At 38.2% G+C, this 21421-nt stretch carries 20 protein-coding genes; 16 read left to right on the top strand and 4 right to left on the bottom strand.

All coding sequences use genetic code 11. From position 1 onward, the window contains the following. The first annotated feature begins 72 nt into the window (after positions 1 to 72). The 3 genes from ArsFIN_RS11645 to ArsFIN_RS11635 all read left to right on the top strand — a co-directional run bounded on the left by ArsFIN_RS11645 (position 73) and on the right by ArsFIN_RS11635 (position 3850). On the top strand, positions 73 to 1989 hold the full coding sequence (locus tag ArsFIN_RS11645; protein ID WP_026822229.1) for a ligand-gated channel protein: 1917 nt from the start codon (positions 73 to 75) through the stop codon (positions 1987 to 1989). Between the two features lie 276 nt (positions 1990 to 2265). Next, a complete protein-coding gene (locus ArsFIN_RS11640; protein ID WP_026822228.1) occupies positions 2266 to 2481 on the top strand; it encodes a hypothetical protein in 216 nt (71 codons plus the stop codon). Next, a complete protein-coding gene (locus ArsFIN_RS11635; RefSeq protein ID WP_026822227.1) occupies positions 2471 to 3850 on the top strand; it encodes an APC family permease in 1380 nt (459 codons plus the stop codon). Before ArsFIN_RS11640 ends, ArsFIN_RS11635 begins: the two co-directional genes overlap by 11 nt. Before the next feature lie 105 nt (positions 3851 to 3955). On the opposite strand, the gene sbcB is transcribed toward ArsFIN_RS11635, so the two are convergent. Beyond that, a complete protein-coding gene (gene sbcB / locus ArsFIN_RS11630; protein WP_135677737.1) occupies positions 3956 to 5383 on the bottom strand; it encodes an exodeoxyribonuclease I in 1428 nt (475 codons plus the stop codon). Between the two features lie 442 nt (positions 5384 to 5825). On the opposite strand from sbcB, the gene tmaR reads away from it, so the two are divergent. After that, on the top strand, positions 5826 to 6149 hold the full coding sequence (tmaR, locus tag ArsFIN_RS11625) for a PTS system regulator TmaR (protein WP_026822225.1): 324 nt from the start codon (positions 5826 to 5828) through the stop codon (positions 6147 to 6149). Between the two features lie 510 nt (positions 6150 to 6659). Here the strand turns inward: tmaR and ArsFIN_RS26365 are convergent. Both ArsFIN_RS26365 and rne read right to left on the bottom strand, forming a co-directional pair. Continuing rightward, positions 6660 to 6830: a hypothetical protein gene (locus ArsFIN_RS26365; RefSeq protein WP_155846974.1), complete on the bottom strand. Its 171-nt coding sequence runs from the start codon at positions 6828 to 6830 to the stop codon at positions 6660 to 6662. A gap of 129 nt (positions 6831 to 6959) precedes the next feature. Then, positions 6960 to 10244, bottom strand: coding sequence for a ribonuclease E (gene rne, locus ArsFIN_RS11620; RefSeq protein ID WP_026822224.1), 3285 nt, complete (start codon positions 10242 to 10244; stop codon positions 6960 to 6962). 559 nt (positions 10245 to 10803) lie between these two features. Here rne and rluC point away from each other — a divergent pair. Further along, positions 10804 to 11751 (top strand): 23S rRNA pseudouridine(955/2504/2580) synthase RluC, encoded by a 948-nt coding sequence (rluC, locus tag ArsFIN_RS11615; RefSeq protein WP_026822223.1) that lies wholly within the window; start codon positions 10804 to 10806, stop codon positions 11749 to 11751. Positions 11752 to 11828: 77 nt separating this feature from the next. On the opposite strand, the gene ArsFIN_RS11610 is transcribed toward rluC, so the two are convergent. Next, complete coding sequence (locus ArsFIN_RS11610) at positions 11829 to 12410, bottom strand: Maf family protein (RefSeq protein ID WP_026822222.1); 582 nt, start codon at positions 12408 to 12410, stop codon at positions 11829 to 11831. Positions 12411 to 12552: 142 nt separating this feature from the next. Here ArsFIN_RS11610 and yceD point away from each other — a divergent pair, with 142 nt between their 5' ends. The 11 genes from yceD (at position 12553) to tmk (ending at position 21421) form a co-directional block, all read left to right on the top strand. Next, positions 12553 to 13077, top strand: a complete 525-nt coding sequence (gene yceD / locus ArsFIN_RS11605; protein WP_026822221.1) for a 23S rRNA accumulation protein YceD — start codon at positions 12553 to 12555, stop codon at positions 13075 to 13077. Between the two features lie 12 nt (positions 13078 to 13089). Next, positions 13090 to 13260 carry a 50S ribosomal protein L32 gene (gene rpmF, locus ArsFIN_RS11600; protein WP_026822220.1) on the top strand — a complete coding sequence of 57 codons (171 nt, stop codon included), beginning with the start codon at positions 13090 to 13092 and terminating at the stop codon, positions 13258 to 13260. A 29-nt stretch (positions 13261 to 13289) separates the two neighbouring features. Continuing rightward, on the top strand, positions 13290 to 14327 hold the full coding sequence (gene plsX / locus ArsFIN_RS11595) for a phosphate acyltransferase PlsX (RefSeq protein ID WP_026822219.1): 1038 nt from the start codon (positions 13290 to 13292) through the stop codon (positions 14325 to 14327). 6 nt (positions 14328 to 14333) lie between these two features. After that, positions 14334 to 15287, top strand: coding sequence for a beta-ketoacyl-ACP synthase III (locus tag ArsFIN_RS11590; RefSeq protein WP_026822218.1), 954 nt, complete (start codon positions 14334 to 14336; stop codon positions 15285 to 15287). Positions 15288 to 15306: 19 nt separating this feature from the next. Continuing rightward, positions 15307 to 16239, top strand: coding sequence for an ACP S-malonyltransferase (gene fabD / locus ArsFIN_RS11585; RefSeq protein WP_026822217.1), 933 nt, complete (start codon positions 15307 to 15309; stop codon positions 16237 to 16239). Between the two features lie 7 nt (positions 16240 to 16246). Beyond that, positions 16247 to 16981: a 3-oxoacyl-ACP reductase FabG gene (fabG, locus tag ArsFIN_RS11580; RefSeq protein ID WP_026822216.1), complete on the top strand. Its 735-nt coding sequence runs from the start codon at positions 16247 to 16249 to the stop codon at positions 16979 to 16981. Between the two features lie 149 nt (positions 16982 to 17130). Beyond that, positions 17131 to 17373 (top strand): acyl carrier protein, encoded by a 243-nt coding sequence (gene acpP, locus ArsFIN_RS11575; RefSeq protein ID WP_026822215.1) that lies wholly within the window; start codon positions 17131 to 17133, stop codon positions 17371 to 17373. A gap of 101 nt (positions 17374 to 17474) precedes the next feature. Continuing rightward, positions 17475 to 18740: a beta-ketoacyl-ACP synthase II gene (gene fabF / locus ArsFIN_RS11570; protein WP_026822214.1), complete on the top strand. Its 1266-nt coding sequence runs from the start codon at positions 17475 to 17477 to the stop codon at positions 18738 to 18740. Positions 18741 to 18866: 126 nt separating this feature from the next. After that, positions 18867 to 19706 (top strand): aminodeoxychorismate lyase, encoded by an 840-nt coding sequence (gene pabC, locus ArsFIN_RS11565; protein WP_338023277.1) that lies wholly within the window; start codon positions 18867 to 18869, stop codon positions 19704 to 19706. Between the two features lie 57 nt (positions 19707 to 19763). After that, entirely contained in the window at positions 19764 to 20789 is a 1026-nt protein-coding gene (mltG, locus tag ArsFIN_RS11560; protein ID WP_026822212.1) for an endolytic transglycosylase MltG, read from the top strand. Then, positions 20786 to 21421 carry a dTMP kinase gene (gene tmk / locus ArsFIN_RS11555; protein ID WP_026822211.1) on the top strand — a complete coding sequence of 212 codons (636 nt, stop codon included), beginning with the start codon at positions 20786 to 20788 and terminating at the stop codon, positions 21419 to 21421. Before mltG ends, tmk begins: the two co-directional genes overlap by 4 nt.

Here is a 21421-nt window from a genome sequence, read left to right as displayed (position 1 = left end):
TTTCACTGGCATGTGAGTTTGTATCAATTTTCTGGCTAATAAATAATCCTGCTATTTCTTGGAGAATAGGGAATGAATTTTTTTAATAAAAATAAATTAACATTAATTATTATCGCATTTATTTCTACTGTCGGTCATGCGGCTGAAGATAGTGACACCATTATAGTTACTACCGCATCCGGTTTTCAGCAGAAAATTGAAGATGCGCCTGCATCTATTTCAGTCATAGATCGAAAACAACTAGAAAATAAAGCTTATCGTGATGTGACAGATGCATTAAAAGATCTGCCTGCAAAGTACACCATGATTTTAGTGGATGGCAAACGGATAGATACACGTAATACTCGACCGAATAGTGATGGCTCTGGCATAGAACAAGGTTGGCTGCTGCCATTGGTTGCGATTGAACGTATCGAAGTTGTGCGTGGTTCAATGTCTTCACTTTATGGTTCCGATGCCATGGGCGGAGTGATCAACATTATAACGCGTAAAATAGGTAAAACTTGGTATGGTAGTTTGCGAGCGGATACAACTATCGCTGAACGTAGTCATTCTGGCAATGCGGGTCAGGGTAGTTTTTATCTGGCCGGCCCCTTAATTGATGGCGTGTTGGGAATGAAAGCGAGTGGTCTTTATTCTCAACGTAATGAAGATAAGTTTGTAGGTGGTTATAAGAAACAGTTAATGAGTAATGCTGGGGTAACATTTTCATTCACCCCCGATGAGCAGAATAATTTTGATCTGGATTTAAAGCATGATGAACAGCAACGTGACTCAACAATTGGTAAAAGCCGTGCTTGCACTAAACGATCATGTGAAGATGATAATGCTACTTATCGACGTAATAACTATGCATTGACGCACAATGGTAATTATCAGTGGGGTTCAATGGATACATTTATCCAACGTGATGAATCAGATAACCCAAGTAGAAAGATGCAATATAATGATAGCTTACTTAAAAATCAGACAGTATTTGACTTAGATTCACATAAGCTCAGTATTGGTGGTCAGTATCGTTATGAAGATTTACATGATCAAGGTAACCAATTACCGACAGCGGCCAATTTTAATAAATTAACCCGTTGGAGTTGGGCGTTATTTAGTGAAGATGAATGGACTATTACTAGTGATTTCAGCTTAACAGCTGGCATTCGTATGGATAAAGATGAGAATTTTGGTTCACATTGGACTCCTCGCTTATATGGTGTTTGGCATATTAATGATCAATGGATACTTAAAGGGGGCGTGTCGACCGGATATCGTTCACCTGATTTACGTCAAGTCGCGCCTAATTGGGGACAAATAAGCGGCGGGCAAACGAGTAAAGGGATCATTCTTGGCAATCCTAACCTAAAACCGGAAAAAAGTATCGGGCAGGAAATTGGTATATTATGGAATAATCAGGATAATCTGAATATTGGTGTAACGATTTTTAATACTGATTTCAAAGATAAGATTATGGAATATCGTCTTTGTGGCGATAAATTAGCCGCTTGTAGTAATGCGATTATTCCCGATGGTAGTCAATATGATTTTATTAGTACCCGAGATAATGTTGATAAGGCCAACTTGCGTGGTATTGAGGCAACATTTAACTGGCAAATTGAGGATAATTTATCACTAGCAGCTAATTATACCTATTCCGATTCTGAACAACTAAGTGGCAATTATAAAGGCCAAGCCTTTAGTCAGAAGCCCAAACATATGGCAAATGCATCGCTAAGCTGGCAGGCAACAAGTGAATTAGAAGCTTGGACGCGGGTAAATTTCCGTGGTAGAACTAATCAATACCTTTCTCGCTCATCGATGGCCAATCAATTGCCATCTTATACCTTTATTGATCTGGGAATAAATTATGCACTAAGCAAAAATCTTTCTTTATTAGCCGGGGTTTATAATATTTTAGATAGACGTTTAGTGGATAACGATAATAACGCCTTATTAGATGGTCGTCGCTATAATTTAGGTTTAGATTATAACTTTTAAAATCATTTTGAGTAAAAAAATTAGCTAGCTATACTCATGCTAAGAGTTAACTAATTTTTTAATAAAAATTAAAAAAATATTGCTATTTCATGTGATGAAGGGCACAATGCGCCATCAGAAATAACTGATGCTCAATAATTGCATCAGTTATTTTTTTATTTTTAAGCTGATTTCTTTAATTTTATATAAGGCCGGAAAACTGGCCGGGGTTGATACAACTGTTAGAAAAAACGTGTAGTCAAACTAGAGCAGACTACCGTCGTGAGGAATGCTATTATGGCGCAATTATCTATTTTTGCACCTGTGCCAATCGGTCATGGTTGCTGCATTATTAATGACTACGGAGCGTTCTGCTTCGAAAATACTTTATTCTCTCATTTCTCTTTTTTCTCAGCCTATAGGCGTGAGCGAAGTCTTCCTTATAACTATCGATTAAGTCATAATATCAAGACAAAATCGGAAGTTGTGGGAGGTTTTGCTCATGTCAAATAATATCCCATTAGCTCTCAGTAAAGAACCAACCGAGATAAATAATCGTGCTCAACTGGTTAAGACATTAACTTTAATCCAGGTTGTCATGATGGGGCTAGCTTATCTGCAGCCAATGACGGTTTTTGACACTTTTGGTTTAGTGTCATTAAAAACTAATGGGCATGTTCCCTCTTCTTATATTATTGCTTTGATTGCAATTCTTTTTACCGCATTGAGTTATGGCAAATTGGTAAAACGGTTTCCTTCTGCGGGATCGGCTTATACCTATGCGCAAAAATCCATGAATCCGCATATAGGTTTCATGGTGGGATGGTCATCTTTGCTTGATTACTTATTCATGCCGATGATTAATATATTGTTAGCGAAAATTTATCTTGAAGCTATTTTCCCGGGCATTGCTCCCTGGATTTTTGTTGTCGGATTAGTTGTATTGATGACTATTTTTAATCTACGTGGTATCAATTTAGTCGCTAATTTAAATACTATTATTGTTATTATTCAAATCGCCGTAATGCTCGTTTTTTTAGCGGTTCTCATCCATGGATTATCTAAAGGCGAAGGCTCTGGCCAGATTTGGTCATGGCGACCTTTTACCTCTGAACAGGCACATTTAATTCCGATGATCACCGGGGCGACGATTTTATGTTTTTCATTTCTCGGCTTTGATGGCATCAGTTCACTATCGGAAGAAACACCAAATGCAGGAAAAGTGATACCAAAAGCAATTTTTTTGACGGCATTAATTGGTGGTTTGATTTTTATTGGCGTTTCTTATTTTTTACAGATGTATTTTCCTGATGTTTCGCATTTTAAAAAACCTGACGAATCACAACCGGAAATTATGTTATATGTTGCTGGTGCGCTTTTTCAGTCTATTATTTTGGTTTTTTCTTGTGCAACCGTCTTAGCATCAGGCATGGCTGCCCATGCTGGTGTTTCGCGACTCATGTATGTTATGGGGAGAGATGGTGTTTTCCCTGAACGCTTTTTTGGTTATGTTCATCCAACATGGCGAACCCCAGCTTTTAACGTTATTTTAGTTGGCATATTGGCATTAACGGCAATTTGGTTCGATATGGAAATTGCGACAGCTCTGATTAATTTTGGTGCATTAATTGCGTTTACCTTTGTTAATCTTTCGGTTATTTCGCAATTTTATTTTAGAGAGCGTCGTTGCCATACTTGGCGGGATAAGTTTAATTACTTAATTTTACCTATTATGGGTGCTTTAACCGTATCTGTGCTTTGGATTAATTTAGAGAAAACTTCCATGTTATTAGGGATGGTATGGGCAGCAGTTGGTATTTTTTATATGGCAATTATCACCCGCCGTTTTCGTCGACCATTACCACAAATGAATGACGCTTAGTAATCACAAAATACACGCTATTGATAGTTTTTATGCAGTAAAGGCCAATTATTTGGCCTTTACTGCATTGGGTAACTAGTTTTGTATTGTCTGGCATTAATACAATTAACTAGCGATCTGATTAGCATAATCTACCAGCGCTTTTAGTTGCTGGCACTTCTCTTTATTTTCTTGATGTTCGGCAAATAATTGCTCAATAGTTTGCAGATATTGGCTTATTTTCTCGCAGGTTAACCTATCGCGACGATGGTGTAACCAGGCAAGTTGTTCTTGTTCTGTCAGGGTGGCCGGATAGTTTCGCGCCCGGTAACGGAAAAAAAGTTGCCTCATGCGCGGATCGTCAAATTTGAGATCTAATGCGGGTAAATTTTGGGGTAAAGTTTGCCGGATAATGGCCATTGTTGAACGATCATTATCACCAAAGAAACCGGAATATAGCATAGCATCTACGTCAGTTGCGGCAGGAAAAGGTTGCGCCTCAGTAAAAAGCCGAATAACTTTATCTCGCACTTCACTATGTTGTCGCAATATGGCTAAATTATTCTGACAAACATCCAGATCAAGTGCTATGCGCTGTGCATCTGCGGTCCGCAGTGTGTTGGCAGGCGCCAGAATGGGACATTTATTAATATGTATCAGTTTGATAGGAATGGCTAATTCACCGGCTAACTCGTCCTTAGGCGTATATAAACGTTGCCTGAGTGTATCACTATCTAATGTTAGCAGTGGACTAATATCTGCTGCTAGATCACAGGCAATAATCGCATTACGGTTTTCGGGATGCCAAGCGAGTGGGGCAATTAGACTGGTATTGGCTCGTATTGCACCAAACATGCCAGAAACATGAACTAGCGGCGTCATTGCAATGATATCAATTAATTGCTTAACTTCATTTTTATTTCTTAATCGAAAGAAGTAATCAAACATTTTCGGCTGTGCTTGCTTAATTAATTTTGCCATTTCGATAGTCGCCAAAACATCCGCTGTTGCATCATGTGCATTGGCATGCTCAATACCGTTTACAACGGTTAAATGTTCTAGTTTAAAACTGGGGAGTCCCTCGTCATTGCTAGGCCAATTAATACCATCAGGACGTAACGCATAGCAGGCGCGTAACACATCCAGTAAATCCCAACGTGAATTACCTTGCTGCCAACTATAAGCATAAGGATCATAAAAATTACGATAGAAAATATGGCGAGTGACTTCATCATCAAAACGAATATTGTTGTAACCAAGAATACAACTATTGGCTATGCTAAATATACCATGAATACGTTTAGCGAATTCAGCTTCATTTATGCCATGAGCAATTGCATATTGGGGCGTAATACCGGTGATCATAACTGCTTGCGGTTGAGGAAGATAGTCATCAGCAGGAGCACAGTAAAAAATTTGTGGATCTTCGATAATGTTGAAATTTGAGTCAGTCCTGATGCCAGCAAATTGTGCCGGTCGATCGAGAGCAGGATGCTGCCCAAAGGTTTCATAATCATGAAACAGAAATGAGGATTTTTGCTTATTGGCCAAAATATTTTCCCAATTTTATGTAGCGCAATATATTGTTTAATAATATTAAAATATTCTAATCTGACAATGAATGTTTTTTTGCTGTACGCGTTGACTTATTTTTAGTTACACATTAATGAACCCATTAGAGATCAATTTTGCATTTAAATTAACCGCAATAATAATCTGTTAACGGATAATCGAACTGAATATCACCATTCTGCAATCAATTATTATTGTATTGGTGTTAATCTTAAGGGTTTTACTTATTTGTAATTATTGGGTTAATTTAATTTGGATTGTTGATAACAGAAAATTAATAAAGGCAAAAGAGTGAATTTATTATCAACGCAAGAATAATAAAACAGGGTAAAAATCCTAGCAATTGGCTTGTTTCAATCAGTCAATCGCCGTATCGTATAGTTTGTTATTCATAATGCATATGTTTTATTGAAAGGTATAAGAAATGACAAGTAAAAATAAGCAGTCATTCCAAAATGTACTGGAGTTTGTACGTATGTTGCGTCGTAAAAATAAAATCAAACGTGAATTGGCGGATAATGAAAAAAAAATTCGTGATAATCAGAAGCGAGTTCTACTGTTGGATAATTTAAGTGAATATATTAAAGAAGGCATGACCATAGAAGAGATCAGAGCAATAATTGCTAATATGCGTAGCGATTATGAAGATCGTATCGATGATTATAATATTAAGAATGCCGAATTATCAAAAGAGCGGAGGGAGTTAACCCAAAAATTAAAAACCCGCCCTGATACCGGCAGCCAATAAAACAGGCTAAACTTAATTACCCCCTATAACACTATTTTACTAAAGGGGGTTAGTTAACAGTTATTTTATAATTAAACTTAAATTTGGATCTATTACTGTATAGATTTGTTGATAAGTTAGCTTATTTTCAACGATATTAGACAGCTCTATAGCCATATCTTGCCGTGTAACTTAGCCTATTTGGGAAAATTGAATCCGTTGGTGATTACCTGAGGCAGCTAAATTAAGTAACCTACCAGGCCTAAGGATGGTGTTAATGAACTAGTTTTTAGCTAGCTCTCTATCATCGATTTATGGCGAATTGACAGACCAAAAAACGCTTTAGCCTAAGATGAGAGTTATTTCCATCCATCACCATAGCCGACAGAGGTCACGAGTAATAATCGTTTAATATTTAACATTTCGGCCGATTTGAAAATATTAAGATTGCCGGTTAGGGAGTTATTAGCGCCAATAGTACTAAAGATAATACCGCTATTAGGAATATTAGCAAAAATATTTTTTATGGCGTTATATTGGCAAACATCTCCTAAAATAACTTGCGCGCCAATCTGTGTTAGCTGTGTTTTTATATTTTACATTGCGGATAAAAGTGATCACTTGATGACCTTGCTGAAGGCCATCTTGCACAAGAAAATAACCAATACCTTTGCCTGTGCCAAAAACAATCCATTGAGACATATTTATTCCTGATTTAATAATAGGGAATATATATTCTACTAAAAAGACTTTGATAAAAAGGTGCGTAAGTGAGTTTTAATTAAAATTCAGAATGAAAAATGCCCGAATTCGGGCATTTTTCATTGATTATTATTTGGGTTTAAACATTTTGGAAGTGGCAACATTGGTTGCAACATGACCACCTGCACCATTTTTGCCATGGAAAGTCATTGCGGGTCGTACATAAGCTTTAATTTCTAAATAGCTTTCAGTAACTTCTGGCGCCGGAGCCTTTGTAGTCGGAGCAAAGGAAAAGCCGGTTTTTTTGCCTGATTTTAGCGTGGCAGTTTTTTCCTTACAGTTATTGGTTTTTTTTGCAATAACATCGGTTACAGAAGATATATTTGGCTCAGCATGGCTAAAATTTTCATCCGATGAGATGGCTATTTTTTCCTGACTAATTTCATGGATTAAATGTTCATCGTTTTTAATCTCATCGCCTATAAAAAATTCATCATTAACAGATTGACCATTTTGTCGCTGCTCTATGGCACCTTCACTTTGTCCTCGCTTTTCTACCGCAATACTAGGACTGTTTTCAGGCATGACTTTGGTTTCATCAAGTGGTTGACAAGCTTTTTCATTTTGTTCAGTAGCTTGAGTCTTAACGGGAATAAGCAATACTTCCGCAGACGGTAGAGAGCTTTCAGACATCGTTGATTGGTCAGTCAAAGGTACTATTCCCGTTGATTGAACCATTTCACTAATTGACGCCGTCTTTTCATTAGCTTCAACCTTATCGATGATGTCATTACAGACAATTGAGTTAGTAGAAGGTGTTGTTTTTTCACTAATTGTCATCACATTTTTGCTATTTGATGGCATTTCATGGGATTGATTTAATTTAATCGGATACTGGATCCAGACTTTACCTGAAGATAATTCAGGAGAAGCAACAGCCATTTTTAATGGTACTAATGATTTGTCTTGAAGTTCATCACGGTAGCGACGACGTCGTTGTCCGCTAACACGTAGGTGACGAGGTGATCGTCTTGATCGCCGTGGAATGATCGTGTCTTGTCGTTCATGAGTATAATTGCTGGATGCGTCTTCAAGTTCAGCCTGTTCTGGGACCTGCGGTATATCTATTGTTTTTTGTTTCTCTGTTGATTCACTTGGCATAATAGGTGCGGCAGTTAACAAAGTAGTCACTGCGTCTTCGCCATTTGTAATCGGCAACTTAATATCCTGATATTCTTTATCAGTAGGTCGTTTTTGTTGTTCAGTGACGCTATTTGTGATGCGCACAGATTGCATCAGTTGACGCTGCTGACGGCGGGGAGGGACAACGACCGTTTTTTCCGTCTCAGTCTCTTTTTTATCTAATTGTTGGGTCTTTGTTTCAAGTTGCTGCTGTCGTTTTTCTTCCTGACGACGCCGACGTTCAGCTCGCTGCTCGCGACGCTGTTGTTGAGTTTCACGTGCAGCGCTATCTTGAGTTTCATTAAATTGACTTTTCTGATTACGACTCTTACGCGCTTGAAGATCATCGGTATGTCCACGATTTTGGCGGTTATCTATATTGTCATTCTGTTCACGGCGTTGAGTTGGCCGACGATTATTACGTCGTTCACTATTACGTCGTTTGTCATTGCTGTTTTTCGATTTTTTTACTGTTTCTTCAATGGGGGGTTGTGATTCAATAAATAATTTTTTCAAGAAAACGGTAATTCGACTAAATAGGCTTTTTGAAGTCTGCTTGTTAGTTGATTTACTCTGTTTACTTGATTTGCTCTTAGCAACGACGGCATTTTTTGTATCTGCTTGTGATTGGAGAGCAAAAGTAGAAATAGCAGGTTGTTCAGGTAACTTTTTCTCACCGGCAGCATCATCTATTAGATTATTGGTTTCAGCTTCGTGGTATTGCGCGAGATAGTAACTTAATGCTGAAATTTCTTCACCTTTACGAATGCGAATCACATTGTAATGCGGTGATTGCATCTGATCGTTAGGAACAATAATGACACGTATATTATGTTGTCGACGCTCAATTTCATTGACAGATTGGCGTTTTTCATTCAGTAGATAAGAAGCAATGGGTACCGGTACAATCGCATGTACTTCATGGGTATTTTCTTTTAATGCTTCTTCTTCGATTAAACGTAAAATAGAGAGTGAAAGTGATTCATTATCACGGATTGTTCCGGTCCCGCTACAGCGAGGACAAACGTGATGACTGGATTCACCCAGTGATGGACTCAAACGTTGGCGTGACATTTCAAGGAGACCAAATCGTGATATTCGAGCGATTTGGATACGTGCTCGATCTTGGCGTACGGCTTCACGCAGGCGGTTTTCAACTTCACGCTGATGGCGAACGGGTGTCATATCAATAAAATCGATAACAATTAGTCCACCTAAATCCCGTAACCGTAATTGACGGGCAATTTCATCAGCGGCTTCTAAATTCGTGTTGAATGCGGTTTCTTCAATATCGCCACCACGGGTAGAACGTGATGAATTTATATCGATAGCAGTTAATGCCTCAGTGGTGTCAATAACCAATGCACCACCGGATGGTAAACGAACCTCACGTTGAAAAGCGGACTCGATCTGTGACTCGATTTGATAGTGGCTAAAAAGCGGAACATCTCCGCTATAGTATTTGATTTTACTTGCAAAATCGCCACGACCAATCGCTTCAATATGATGGCGAGCCATGTCGACAATTTTCGCATTATCAATCAGTATTTCACCAATATCAGGTCGCAGATAATCACGAAAGGCTCGCACAATTACATTACTTTCTTGATGAATCAGGAAAGGCGCGGCTCGGTTTTCCGCTGCTTTTTTTATTGCTTGCCAATGTTTGAGACGATATTGTAGATCTTGCTGCAACGCTTCTGCTGATTTTCCAACACCAGCAGTACGGACAATTAAGCCCATTCCATCGGGTATTTCCAATGAAGATAATGCTTCTTTCAGTTCTGTGCGATCTTCACCCTCAATCCGGCGTGATATTCCACCTGCGCGAGGGTTATTTGGCATTAAAACAAGATAACTACCCGCTAAACTAATAAAAGTGGTTAGCGCAGCCCCTTTATTTCCTCGTTCTTCTTTATCAACCTGGATAATAACTTCCTGGCCTTCTTTTAAAACATCCTTTATGTTAGGACGACCATGAGGTTGATAATGACTAGGGAAGTATTCACGTGCTATTTCTTTAATTGGGAGAAAACCGTGCCTTTCTGATCCATAGTCAACAAATGCTGCTTCCAGACTAGGTTCTATACGGGTAATTTTGCCTTTGTAAATATTTGCTTTTTTTTGTTCGTGTCCGGGATTTTCAATATCTAGGTCATAAAGACGTTGCCCATCAACAAGAGCAACGCGCAACTCTTCTTGTTGAGTTGCGTTAATTAACATTCTTTTCATTATAAATACTCATTATTCTACTAAGTCAAAAAAGTTGCGACTAAAAATGGTTACTGTTGACCGATGGTTTCGTGACTTTTACAAAATCGTCAACCTCGCGGTTGTCGGTTGTATTGAAACGCAATTTTTCGGTGAAGCTACGTTTAAATAAAATGATGCATTCTTAAATTAGTACTGTTGCTGAATTTATTCGTTCAATGTACAGTTTAGCTAATCCAGTAAACCTTTGTTCACAATTCAATAATTTATTTTGATTTTACACACCGTCTTACACCATTGCTGCGTTTATGTGTCATCAAAATAAAATAGATAGATCTCAAATTACGCCAACGCTTGTTTTAATAAACATTATGGCGACTGTCCATTATTCCATTGCTTATGGGTAGATATCAAGATAACTTTTGCTGTTTATTGCTTTTTTATAGGGAAAAATGTGAAAAAATTGCATTTGACAAAGGAATTGACAAAGTTTAAGAAAAAAAGGCGGAAACAAGGTATCATAATATTCGGTCACACTATTTAACAAACTCAAATGTTAACAAAATGTTATAATTAAATAATGAAAATACAGAATCAGGTTCAATTTGTTACTATCGATAATGATGAAGCAGGCCAACGTATTGATAATTTTTTATTGACACGTTTAAAAGGCGTTCCTAAGAGTATGATTTACCGGATTATTCGCAAGGGTGAAGTAAGAATAAATAGCGGTAGAATCAAACCTGAATATAAAATTCAAGCGGGCGATTTAATTAGAATCCCACCTGTTCGGCAGGCAGAGAAGCAACAGACTGTTATTTCGGCAAAATTGGATAAGGTAGCCGCACTTTCCGATTGTATACTTTACGAAGATGACCATTTGCTGGTTTTAAATAAACCTTCCGGTATGGCTGTTCATGGTGGTAGTGGGGTTAATTTTGGTATTATTGAAGCTTTACGTATATTACGTCCTGAAGCACGTTTTTTGGAACTTGTACATAGATTAGATCGTGAAACATCGGGTGTTTTACTAATCGCTAAAAAACGTTCGGCGCTCAGGGTATTACATCAGCAGTTGCGTTTGAAACAGATGCAAAAACAGTATCTTGCGCTGGTAAAAGGGCAATGGCCGTCGCATATTAAAGTTATTCAGGCCCCTTTATTAAAAAATATTTTACAAAGTGGCGAACGGATAGTGAAAGTTGGTACCGATGGTAAATATTCAGAAACCCATTTTAAAATTGAAGAACGTTTTTCTAATGCGACTTTAGTCAAAGCCAGTCCAATAACGGGGCGAACTCATCAGATTAGGGTACACGCACAATATGCAAAGCATCCTATTGCCTGTGATAACCGTTATGGTGATCTCGATTTTGATCAACAGTTAGCGATTACCGGTTTGAAACGACTTTTTTTGCATGCGAGTTCATTAATACTTATCCATCCGTCCAGTGAGGAAAGATTAACTTTTAACGCCCCTTTAGACCAACAACTTAAAAGCTGTTTGGCAATATTACGTAAGCAATAGAATAGTGCATAACTAATCAAATTAGCAAACCAGGTTGAATTTACCAACCGGTTTGCTTTTTGTATGTCGTAATATCGTTAACTGAGAGGGTTGATGCCGTGAGCTCGTAACATATTGATTAAACTAATTAACGGTAATCCGATTAACGTATTAGGATCCTGTCCAACAAGTTTTTCAAATAATGTAATGCCTAACCCTTCTGACATAAAGGCTCCCGCGCATTGATAAGGTTGTTCTTTTATCAGATAATTTTCAATTTCCGTATCATTCAAATGGCGAAAATAGACGGTGAAAAGTTCACATTTGGTCTTGTATTTTCCAGTTTCACTATCAAATAAACAAAGGCCGGTATAGAAGGTGATTTTTTTGCCAGAAGCTTGCTTAAGTTGTTTGATAGCCGCAGTATGAGTTAATGGTTTTCCTATTATTTGATGGTCTAGCAAACCTACTTGATCAGCACCTATTATTAAATGGTTTGGATATTTAATCGCTAATGATTTTGCTTTTTCAGTGGCTAAACGAGTGACGAGAGAAGTTGCCGATTCGTTGATTAAGGGGGTTTCATCAATATTTGGAGCATCAGCAGTAAATGGTAAGCCTAACTTTTCCAGCAGCTGATAGCGTGAAGATGACATTGACGCCAATACAATTGATTTCATAAAATATCTAAAATGCATAGCTAAATGAGGTAAGACATTTTAAACTAAATAGAGCTTAAATAGCGAATGTTTGATGGAAAAATAAGCAAAAGCAGCCTTTTCCTTTGACTATGTCTCATTACAAAGATAATATGCGCGCCTTATGCAAAAGGTAAAATTACCCTTAACGATTGATGCGCTTCGCGCAGCACAAAAAAAATTGGATTATTCAGGATATTATTCACCTGAACAAGTTCTGCGTGTTGTAGAATCAGTAGTAAGTATAGATAGTGATGTAACTAGTGAACTATCGTTTGCAATAGATAATCAACATTTAGTTGTCATAAAAGGCGATTCTAATGTTGATGTCACGTTAAAATGCGAACGTTGTGGTAAAAATTTTAACCATCATGTTCATGTAACTTATTGTTTTAGTCCTGTCATTGATGATGAGAGGATTGCGTTACTACCCCAAGAGTATGAGCCAATTACTGTTGATCAATTTGGTGAAATAGATTTGCTAGCAATGATTGAAGATGAAATAATTCTCTCTTTGCCGGTAATCCCGGTTCATAACTCTGAACGCTGTGAAGTGTCCGACGCGGATATGGTTTTTGGTGAGTTGCCTAACGAGGCAGAAAAGCCAAATCCCTTTGCAGTATTAGCTAGTTTAAAAAAAAGTACTTAAGGAGTAAGGTCAATGGCCGTACAACAAAATAAACCCACTCGTTCTAAACGTGGTATGCGTCGCTCACATGATGCATTGACAACTGCTGAAGTGTCAGTAGATAAAACTTCTGGTGAAACCCATTTGCGTCATCATGTGACTGCTGATGGCTATTACCGTGGGCGCAAGGTTATTAATAAATAATTGTTGTTAATTATTAAACGATTAATGCCTTGGCTAATTTAATCTTAGCATTAGATGCGATGAGTGGGGACAAAGGTCCTCATATCATTGTGCCTGCTGCATTGCAGGCACTTGCATCTAACCCACAATTAAGATTATTACTGGTCGGTATTCCCGAGATTTTAAACCCACTGCTTGCAGATCAGCGTGCTGAGCTGCGTGATCGTTTGCAAATTATACCTGCAGAATATGCTATTGCTAATGATATGAAGCCCTTACAAGCAATTAGACAAAGTAAAGGTTCGTCAATGCGGATTGCGTTAGAATTAGTGAAGTCTGGTCAGGCTCAAGCATGTATTAGTGCTGGAAATACTGCTGTGCTTATGGGGTTAGCAAAACTCCTATTGAAAACAATACATGGTATTGAAAGGCCAGCGCTGACAACGATTTTGCCAAATCAAAAACAAGGTAAAACTGTTGTACTTGATTTAGGTGCTAATGTTAACTGCAATAGTCAAATGCTAGTGCAATTTGCCGTGATGGGATCAGTAATGGCTGAAGAGATTGCACATATAAGCAATCCACGTGTAGCATTATTAAATATCGGTGAAGAGGAAAGTAAGGGTTTAGATAATATCCGCGAAGCCGCCTCAATATTAAAAGCAACACCTTCTATAAATTATATTGGTTATGTAGAAGGTAATGAGTTATTGACGGGTAAAACTGATGTATTCGTTTGTGACGGCTTCGCAGGTAATGTGACGTTGAAAACAATGGAAGGTGTAATACGCGTTATTTTATCTTTAGTAAAGTCTTCAACTACAGAAAATAAGATCTCATCGTGGCTGATGAAGTTGATTAAACCTTGGTTACAAAAACGTATTACAAAACGTTTTGGGCACCTGGATCCTGATCAATATAATGGTGCTTCACTTTTAGGATTACAGGGTATTGTAATTAAAAGTCATGGAGCGGCAAACCAAAAAGCATTTAAGGCTGCAATTGAACAGGCGATTCAGGCGGTAGAAAAGCAAATTCCTAATAGAATTGCGACTCGCTTGAATACCTTACTACCCAAGAGTGATTAAAGCAAAATGTATACAAAAATCTTAGGTACTGGCAGTTATTTGCCTGTACAGATTCGTACGAATGCTGATTTAGAAAAAATGGTAGATACCTCTGACGAATGGATAACTACCCGTACAGGTATTAAAGAACGCCGCATTGCAACAGGAGAAGATAACGTATCTACAATGGGGGCTAAAGCTGCGCAAAAAGCGTTGCTAATGGCCGGCATCGCAGCTAATGAAATTGATTTAATCATTGTAGCAACGACTTCTTCAACTCATGCTTTTCCCAGTGCAGCTTGCCAAATTCAGCAAATATTAGGTATTCAAAACTGTGCCGCATTTGATGTTGCTGCGGCATGTGCTGGCTTCACTTATGCATTAAGTATTAGTGATCAGTTTATTAGAACTGGCATGGCAAAGAAGGCATTAGTTATCGGTTCTGATATATTATCTAGAGTATTAGATCCGAATGATCGTAGTACACTCATTTTATTTGGTGATGCCGCGGGTGCAATCGTTGTCGGCTGTTCACAAGAGCCAGGGATTTTGTCAACTCATTTACATGCCAATGGTAATTACGGTGATTTGCTAACTTTACGTCATCAAGAGCATAGTGAACACTCAGAACCAACTTATGTGACAATGGCGGGTAATGAGGTTTTTAAGGTAGCGGTGAATGAATTAGCTAATATTGTGGATGAAACATTAGAAAAAAATGCGCTAGATAAATCAAAATTAGATTGGTTAGTCCCTCATCAAGCTAATTTACGGATAATTCAAGCAACAGCAAAAAAATTGGCTATGCCAATTGATAAAGTGGTTATTACTCTGGATAGACATGGTAATACTTCAGCGGCTTCGGTACCGACAGCATTTGATGAAGCTGTCAGAGATGGCCGTATTCAGCGAGGGCAAATGGTATTACTTGAAGCATTTGGTGGCGGTTTTACTTGGGGTTCAGCGCTGATCCGTTTTTAAGTTATACAGGAAAATAAAAATGTCTAATTTTGCAATGATCTTTCCTGGCCAAGGTTCTCAATCTCTAGGCATGTTAGCTGATTTAGCGAAAGAGTTTGCTGTAGTAGAGAAAACGTTTGCTGAGTCTTCTAATGTCTTGGGATATGATTTATGGGATTTGGTTCAGAATGGCTCGCAAGAGGAGTTAAATAAAACTTGGAAAACGCAGCCAGCACTTTTATCCGCATCTGTGGCAATTTTTCGAGTATGGCAGGAAAAAAAAAGCAAAATGCCTAAACTTATGGCAGGCCATAGTTTAGGTGAATATTCTGCATTGGTTTGTGCCGATGTCATCGATTTTAAGTCCGCTGTCAAATTAGTAGAACTACGCGGGCAATTGATGCAAGAGTCTGTGCCGGCAGGGATGGGTGCTATGTATGCAATTATTGGTTTAGATAATGAATCGGTATTAGCATCGTGCCAGCAAGCTGCACAAGGTCAAGTTGTTTCGGCTGTTAATTTTAATTCGCCTGGTCAGGTTGTCATTGCGGGCGAAAAGAGTGCTGTTGAGAGAGCGGCAGTCTTATGTAAAGTTGCTGGGGCAAAACGTACTTTGCCATTGGCTGTCAGTGTACCTTCACATTGTGCATTGATGCAGCCCGCAGCAAAGAAATTAGCACAAGCATTAGAAGCAGTTGTGTTTAATAAACCTAACATCACTGTTGTAAATAATGTCGATGTTAAAATCGAAAATTCGGTAGAGGGTATTCGGCATGCTTTAGTCAGGCAGCTGTATAATCCTGTACGCTGGGTTGAAACCATCGAATTCATGGCGGAGCAAGGGATCGTGCAATTATTAGAAATAGGGCCAGGTAAAGTATTGACTGGTTTAACTAAGCGCATTGTGAGTACGATTAATTCAGCAGCAATTAATGATACGGCATCATTAAACGCTGCATTGATAAATAATTGAGGAAAACATGAGTTTTGATGGAAAAATAGCCTTGGTAACTGGAGCAAGTCGTGGTATCGGGCGATCAATAGCTGAGCTGCTGGCTGAACGTGGTGCAAAAGTAATTGGTACCGCTACAAGCGAAGAAGGCGCTAAGGCGATTAGTAGCTATCTTGGTGATAAAGGCAAAGGTTATGTCTTGAATGTGACAGATACTAAATCTATTGATAGTACTCTATCTAAAATTTGTGAAGAATTTGGTGAAATTGATATTTTAGTCAATAATGCAGGTATTACCAGTGATAATCTATTGCTGCGAATGAAAAAAGAAGAGTGGAACAAAGTTATTGATACAAACTTAACTTCGATCTTTAGTTTATCCAAAGCTATAATGCGTTCAATGATGAAAAAACGTTATGGTCGCATCATATCTGTTGGTTCGGTGATCGGCACATTGGGTAATATAGGACAGGCAAATTATGCAGCGGCTAAAGCAGGTGTTATCGCTTTTAGTAAATCGTTAGCGCGTGAAGTGGCTACCCGAGGTATTACAGTGAATGTTGTTTCTCCTGGTTTTATAGAAACGGATATGACTCGAGCATTGACAGATGAACAGCAAGCAGGCATTTTAGCTAATGTTCCTGTGGGGCGGCTCGGTGATGCAAAAGAAATTGCCAGTGCTGTAGCATTCTTAGCTTCTGATGAGGCGGCTTACATCACGGGTGAAACATTACATGTCAATGGTGGCATGTGTATGATTTAAAAACCAATGAATCATTTGCATGATTAATGCTAAAATAGCATATAATAATGCGAAATCAGGTTCGAATAGCCAGGATTGGGTTGTGCCTTTCCTGTATCTAAACTACGAAAATCATCGTGAAAGCGAGTTTTAATAGGAATTTAAATAGTATGAGTACTATAGATATAGAAGAACGTGTTAAGAAAATAATTGCTGAACAGTTAGGTGTTAAAAAAGAGGAAGTTACAAATAATGCTTCATTCGTTGAGGATTTAGGTGCGGATTCTCTTGACACTGTTGAACTAGTCATGGCATTAGAAGAAGAGTTTGATACCGAAATTCCTGATGAAGAAGCAGAAAAAATCACGACAGTGCAAGCAGCTATTGATTATATCAATAGTCATAAAGGATAAGCTGTAAATTTAATTATAGAGAGCTTTTATGCACATATTCAGGCGGTCGATCGACCGCCTATATTTTCACCAAAACTTATTTCTTTTTCTGGAGGATATACGTGTCTAAGCGTCGAGTAGTTGTGACTGGACTCGGCATGTTATCTCCTGTCGGCAACACAGTTGAATCATCTTGGAATGCTGTATGTGCTGGACAGAGTGGCATCTGCCTTATAGAGCATTTTATGACTGAAAACTATACAACCAAGTTTGCCGGTTTAGTTAAAAATTTTAATCATGACGATTATGGTATTTCGGCCAAAGATGCGCGCAAGATGGATCTATTTATTCAATATGGGCTTGCAGCGGGTAAACAAGCTATCAAAGATGCAGACATAGAAATCACAGAAAAAAATGCGCATCGTATTGGAGCGGCAATTGGCTCTGGCATTGGTGGGTTAGGCCTAATCCAGGAAAACTGTAATAATTTACTGACTGATGGCCCACGTAAAGTAAGTCCTTTTTTTGTTCCTTCAACCATTATCAACATGGTGGCTGGACATTTAAGTATTATTTATGGCTTTAAAGGTCCTACTATCTCTATTGCTACCGCTTGTACTTCGGGGGTACATAACATCGGTCATGCCGCACGTATTATTGCTTATGGTGACGCTGATATCATGCTGGCAGGTGGCGCAGAAAAAGCAAGTACATCTTTAGGAATAGCTGGATTTGGCTCTCTTAAAGCCTTATCAAGACGTAACGACGAACCTGAGCGAGCAAGCCGCCCTTGGGATCAGGATCGAGATGGTTTTGTATTAGGTGATGGAGCGGGTATTTTGGTGTTGGAAGAGTATGAACATGCTAAAGCCCGAGGCGCTAAAATTTATGCTGAATTTGCTGGTTTTGGTATGAGTAGTGATGCCTATCATATGACGTCACCACCAGAGAATGGTGAAGGTGCAGCATTGGCCATGACAAATGCATTACACGATGCAGGTATAGACGCAAAAAAAGTAGGTTACATTAATGCTCATGGTACATCAACACTGGCAGGAGATATCGCTGAGGCACGTGCCGTTACATCGATTTATCCAGAACCGAGTAACATATTGATTAGCTCGACTAAATCGATGACCGGTCATTTATTAGGGGCGGCAGGTGCAATTGAAGCTATCTTTACGATTTTGTCGTTAAGAGATCAACTTATTCCTCCAACAATTAACCTTGAAAATCTCGATAGTAAATTACTCGAACTAGTAGACAACGGCCATCTAGATTTCGTACCCGGAGAGGCTCGCAGAGTTGAAGATATGCAGTATGCATTATGCAATTCTTTTGGCTTTGGCGGCACTAATGGCTCGATTATTTTTCGTAAAGTCAATTAATTGATATTTTCTTATAAAAAGGCCTCAACCTAAGTCAAGGTGAGGCCTTTTTATTGATGTAAATGGTAAGTTTCCCATAAAATGTAGCGATAAATAGTAGGTATTCAGTTTGGTTAATAAGTTAGCATGATGATATGTTGGATTAACGGTGAGCAGCGAAATAATATTTCTGTCGAGGATAGAGCTGTTCAATTTGGTGATGGCTGTTTTACAACAATTCGGGTGGTTGGACATCAACCTGCCTTATTATCGCATCACATTTATCGATTACAAAAAGGGGTTAAACGACTACTTTTACCTACACCTGATTGGCAAAAATTGACTGCTGATATAAACAAGATGGCGCAATTGAATAAAAAGGATTTAGCCGTTATTAAAATTATTATTAGTCGAGGTGAAGGTGGGCGAGGGTATAGCATAGCGGGCTTCAACAAAGCCACAGTCATTATTTCGTTAACTGATTATCCAGCTATTTATTTAAATCAACAGCAAACGGGTATTGATTTAACATTGAGTACCATACCAGTAAATAATAATCCTTATTTGGCAGGCATTAAACATCTAAATCGCTTAGAGCAAATATTAATAAAACAGCAAATTGAATTATTGAATGTTGATGAAGCTATAGTGACGGACACTAATGGCATATTGATTGGATGTTGTGCAGCAAATATTTTTTTGCGTAAAGGTAAACAAATATATACGCCAAATTTAGATCACGCTGGTGTTGAAGGTGTAATGCGCAAACAGGTTATTGCTTGTTTATCTGATACTGATTATGAACTTTTCTATATCAGCGACTATCCTAATATATTGGCACATAGTGATGAGGTAATCATTACTAATGCTTTAATGCCCATATTATCGGTTAACCGTATTTTAACTCAGCCAAAACAACCCGTATGGCACTATTATTCTCGTGAATTATTCAATTTTCTTTTGCCATATTGTTTGAGGTTAAATTAATTTTGCGATTAATATTAGATTCTTTTTTGTAGTGTAATATTAGGAAACGAGTGTTAAATGAAGTATGCAAGACGAATGTTGTGGTTGTTTATTTTTTTATTAATATTAACTGGCTGTATTCTCTATACATTTTATCGTCAGATACAAAATTACGCTAATACAGCGATTAATATTCATGAAACAACAATTTTTATTTTACCTGCAGGTACAGGGCGAGCAGGATTAGAATTATTGTTAACTGAACAGAAAATCATAAATCAAGCGAATATTTTTCAATGGTTACTGAAATTGGAACCACAATTAGCACAATTTAAAGCGGGAACATATCGATTAAATCCTGGCATGTCTTTGCGGACAATGTTAGAAATATTCTCTGCTGGTAAAGAAGCGCAATTTAGTTTGCTATTTATTGAAGGTTCTCGCTTCGAAGACTGGAAAAAATTATTACAGCAAGCCCCTTATTTAAAACATACTCTCGACAATCAATCTACGGATAAATTAGCGCAGGATCTAGGGTTACCCTCTAATCAATTATTAGAAGGATGGTTTTATCCTGATACTTATTATTACACAGCGGAAATGAGTGATATTGATATATTAAAGCGTGCACATCAGAAAATGTTAATGGCGCTTGAATATGAATGGCAAGGGCGGGCGGCTAATCTACCGTACAAAACGCCATATGAAATGTTAATTATGGCTTCAATTATTGAAAAAGAAACGGGTATTGATACTGAAAGAGCTAAAGTAGCATCAGTTTTTATTAATCGATTAAAGAAAAAAATGCGGTTGCAAACGGATCCGACGGTTATATATGGTTTAGGTGATAAATACCGCGGGGTGCTTTATCGTAGAGACTTAAATAATTCGAGTCCTTATAACACATATTTGATTGTGGGTTTGCCACCTTCGCCAATAGCTATGCCCGGCAGAGCTTCAATTAAAGCAGCCGCTCATCCTGATGAAACCAATTATTATTATTTTGTTGCAACGGGTAATGGTGGGCATACCTTTACTACCAATATTAATGATCATAATCAAGCGGTTAAACATTATCGTCAGACAAAAGATAAAAATGAATGAAAAGTCGTTATATAGTTATTGAAGGTCTTGAAGGCGCAGGAAAAACTACTGCGATAAAGACGGTTGTACAAACACTCGCTACGGTAGGAATAACTGAGATTGATTTTACACGGGAGCCAGGAGGAACACCGTTAGCCGAAAAATTGCGTCAATTAATTAAGCATGGTATTGCCGAGGAAAAAGTCACTGACAAAGCGGAGCTACTCATGCTTTATGCCGCGCGTATCCAATTAATTGAAAATGTTATTAAGCCTGCTCTTGCAAAGGGAAGATGGGTTATTGGTGATCGCCATGATCTCTCATCACAAGCTTATCAAGGTGGAGGACGTGGGCTTTCCCCCGAATTAATGAAAGTATTACGTAATACCATACTGGATGATTTTCGACCTGATCTGACACTCTATCTTGATATAGAACCTGCTCTAGGCTTGCAGCGAGCGCGAGATCGTGGTGAACTAGATCGAATAGAAAAAGAGTCATTAGACTTTTTTAAACGAACTCGTCAGCGCTACCTTGAGTTAGCCGCTGAAGATGACACAATCATCACAATTGATGCTAACCAATCATTAGAAGAGGTGCAAAAAACCATTCACCATGTATTATCGAATTGGTTGACAGCTCAAGGCGAGTAA

This window comes from Arsenophonus nasoniae, assembly GCF_004768525.1.
Classification (GTDB): Bacteria; Pseudomonadota; Gammaproteobacteria; order Enterobacterales; family Enterobacteriaceae; genus Arsenophonus; species Arsenophonus nasoniae.
The sequence above is the reverse complement of the archived record's forward strand: the minus strand, read 5'-3'. Positions and strand labels throughout refer to the sequence as shown.

What these genes read in the sequence shown, in the direction of transcription:
- ArsFIN_RS11645 (WP_026822229.1), top strand. Translation starts at nt 73, where the DNA reads ATGAATTTTTTTAATAAAAATAAATTAACATTAATTATTATCGCATTT.
- fabG (WP_026822216.1), top strand. Translation starts at nt 16,247, where the DNA reads ATGAGTTTTGATGGAAAAATAGCCTTGGTAACTGGAGCAAGTCGTGGT.
- rluC (WP_026822223.1), top strand. Translation starts at nt 10,804, where the DNA reads ATGAAAATACAGAATCAGGTTCAATTTGTTACTATCGATAATGATGAA.
- rpmF (WP_026822220.1), top strand. Translation starts at nt 13,090, where the DNA reads ATGGCCGTACAACAAAATAAACCCACTCGTTCTAAACGTGGTATGCGT.
- tmaR (WP_026822225.1), top strand. Translation starts at nt 5,826, where the DNA reads ATGACAAGTAAAAATAAGCAGTCATTCCAAAATGTACTGGAGTTTGTA.
- acpP (WP_026822215.1), top strand. Translation starts at nt 17,131, where the DNA reads ATGAGTACTATAGATATAGAAGAACGTGTTAAGAAAATAATTGCTGAA.
- tmk (WP_026822211.1), top strand. Translation starts at nt 20,786, where the DNA reads ATGAAAAGTCGTTATATAGTTATTGAAGGTCTTGAAGGCGCAGGAAAA.
- rne (WP_026822224.1), bottom strand. Translation starts at nt 10,244, where the DNA reads ATGAAAAGAATGTTAATTAACGCAACTCAACAAGAAGAGTTGCGCGTT.
- ArsFIN_RS26365 (WP_155846974.1), bottom strand. Translation starts at nt 6,830, where the DNA reads ATGTCTCAATGGATTGTTTTTGGCACAGGCAAAGGTATTGGTTATTTT.
- pabC (WP_338023277.1), top strand. Translation starts at nt 18,867, where the DNA reads ATGATGATATGTTGGATTAACGGTGAGCAGCGAAATAATATTTCTGTC.
- mltG (WP_026822212.1), top strand. Translation starts at nt 19,764, where the DNA reads ATGAAGTATGCAAGACGAATGTTGTGGTTGTTTATTTTTTTATTAATA.
- yceD (WP_026822221.1), top strand. Translation starts at nt 12,553, where the DNA reads ATGCAAAAGGTAAAATTACCCTTAACGATTGATGCGCTTCGCGCAGCA.
- ArsFIN_RS11590 (WP_026822218.1), top strand. Translation starts at nt 14,334, where the DNA reads ATGTATACAAAAATCTTAGGTACTGGCAGTTATTTGCCTGTACAGATT.
- ArsFIN_RS11610 (WP_026822222.1), bottom strand. Translation starts at nt 12,410, where the DNA reads ATGAAATCAATTGTATTGGCGTCAATGTCATCTTCACGCTATCAGCTG.
- ArsFIN_RS11640 (WP_026822228.1), top strand. Translation starts at nt 2,266, where the DNA reads ATGGCGCAATTATCTATTTTTGCACCTGTGCCAATCGGTCATGGTTGC.
- fabD (WP_026822217.1), top strand. Translation starts at nt 15,307, where the DNA reads ATGTCTAATTTTGCAATGATCTTTCCTGGCCAAGGTTCTCAATCTCTA.
- ArsFIN_RS11635 (WP_026822227.1), top strand. Translation starts at nt 2,471, where the DNA reads ATGTCAAATAATATCCCATTAGCTCTCAGTAAAGAACCAACCGAGATA.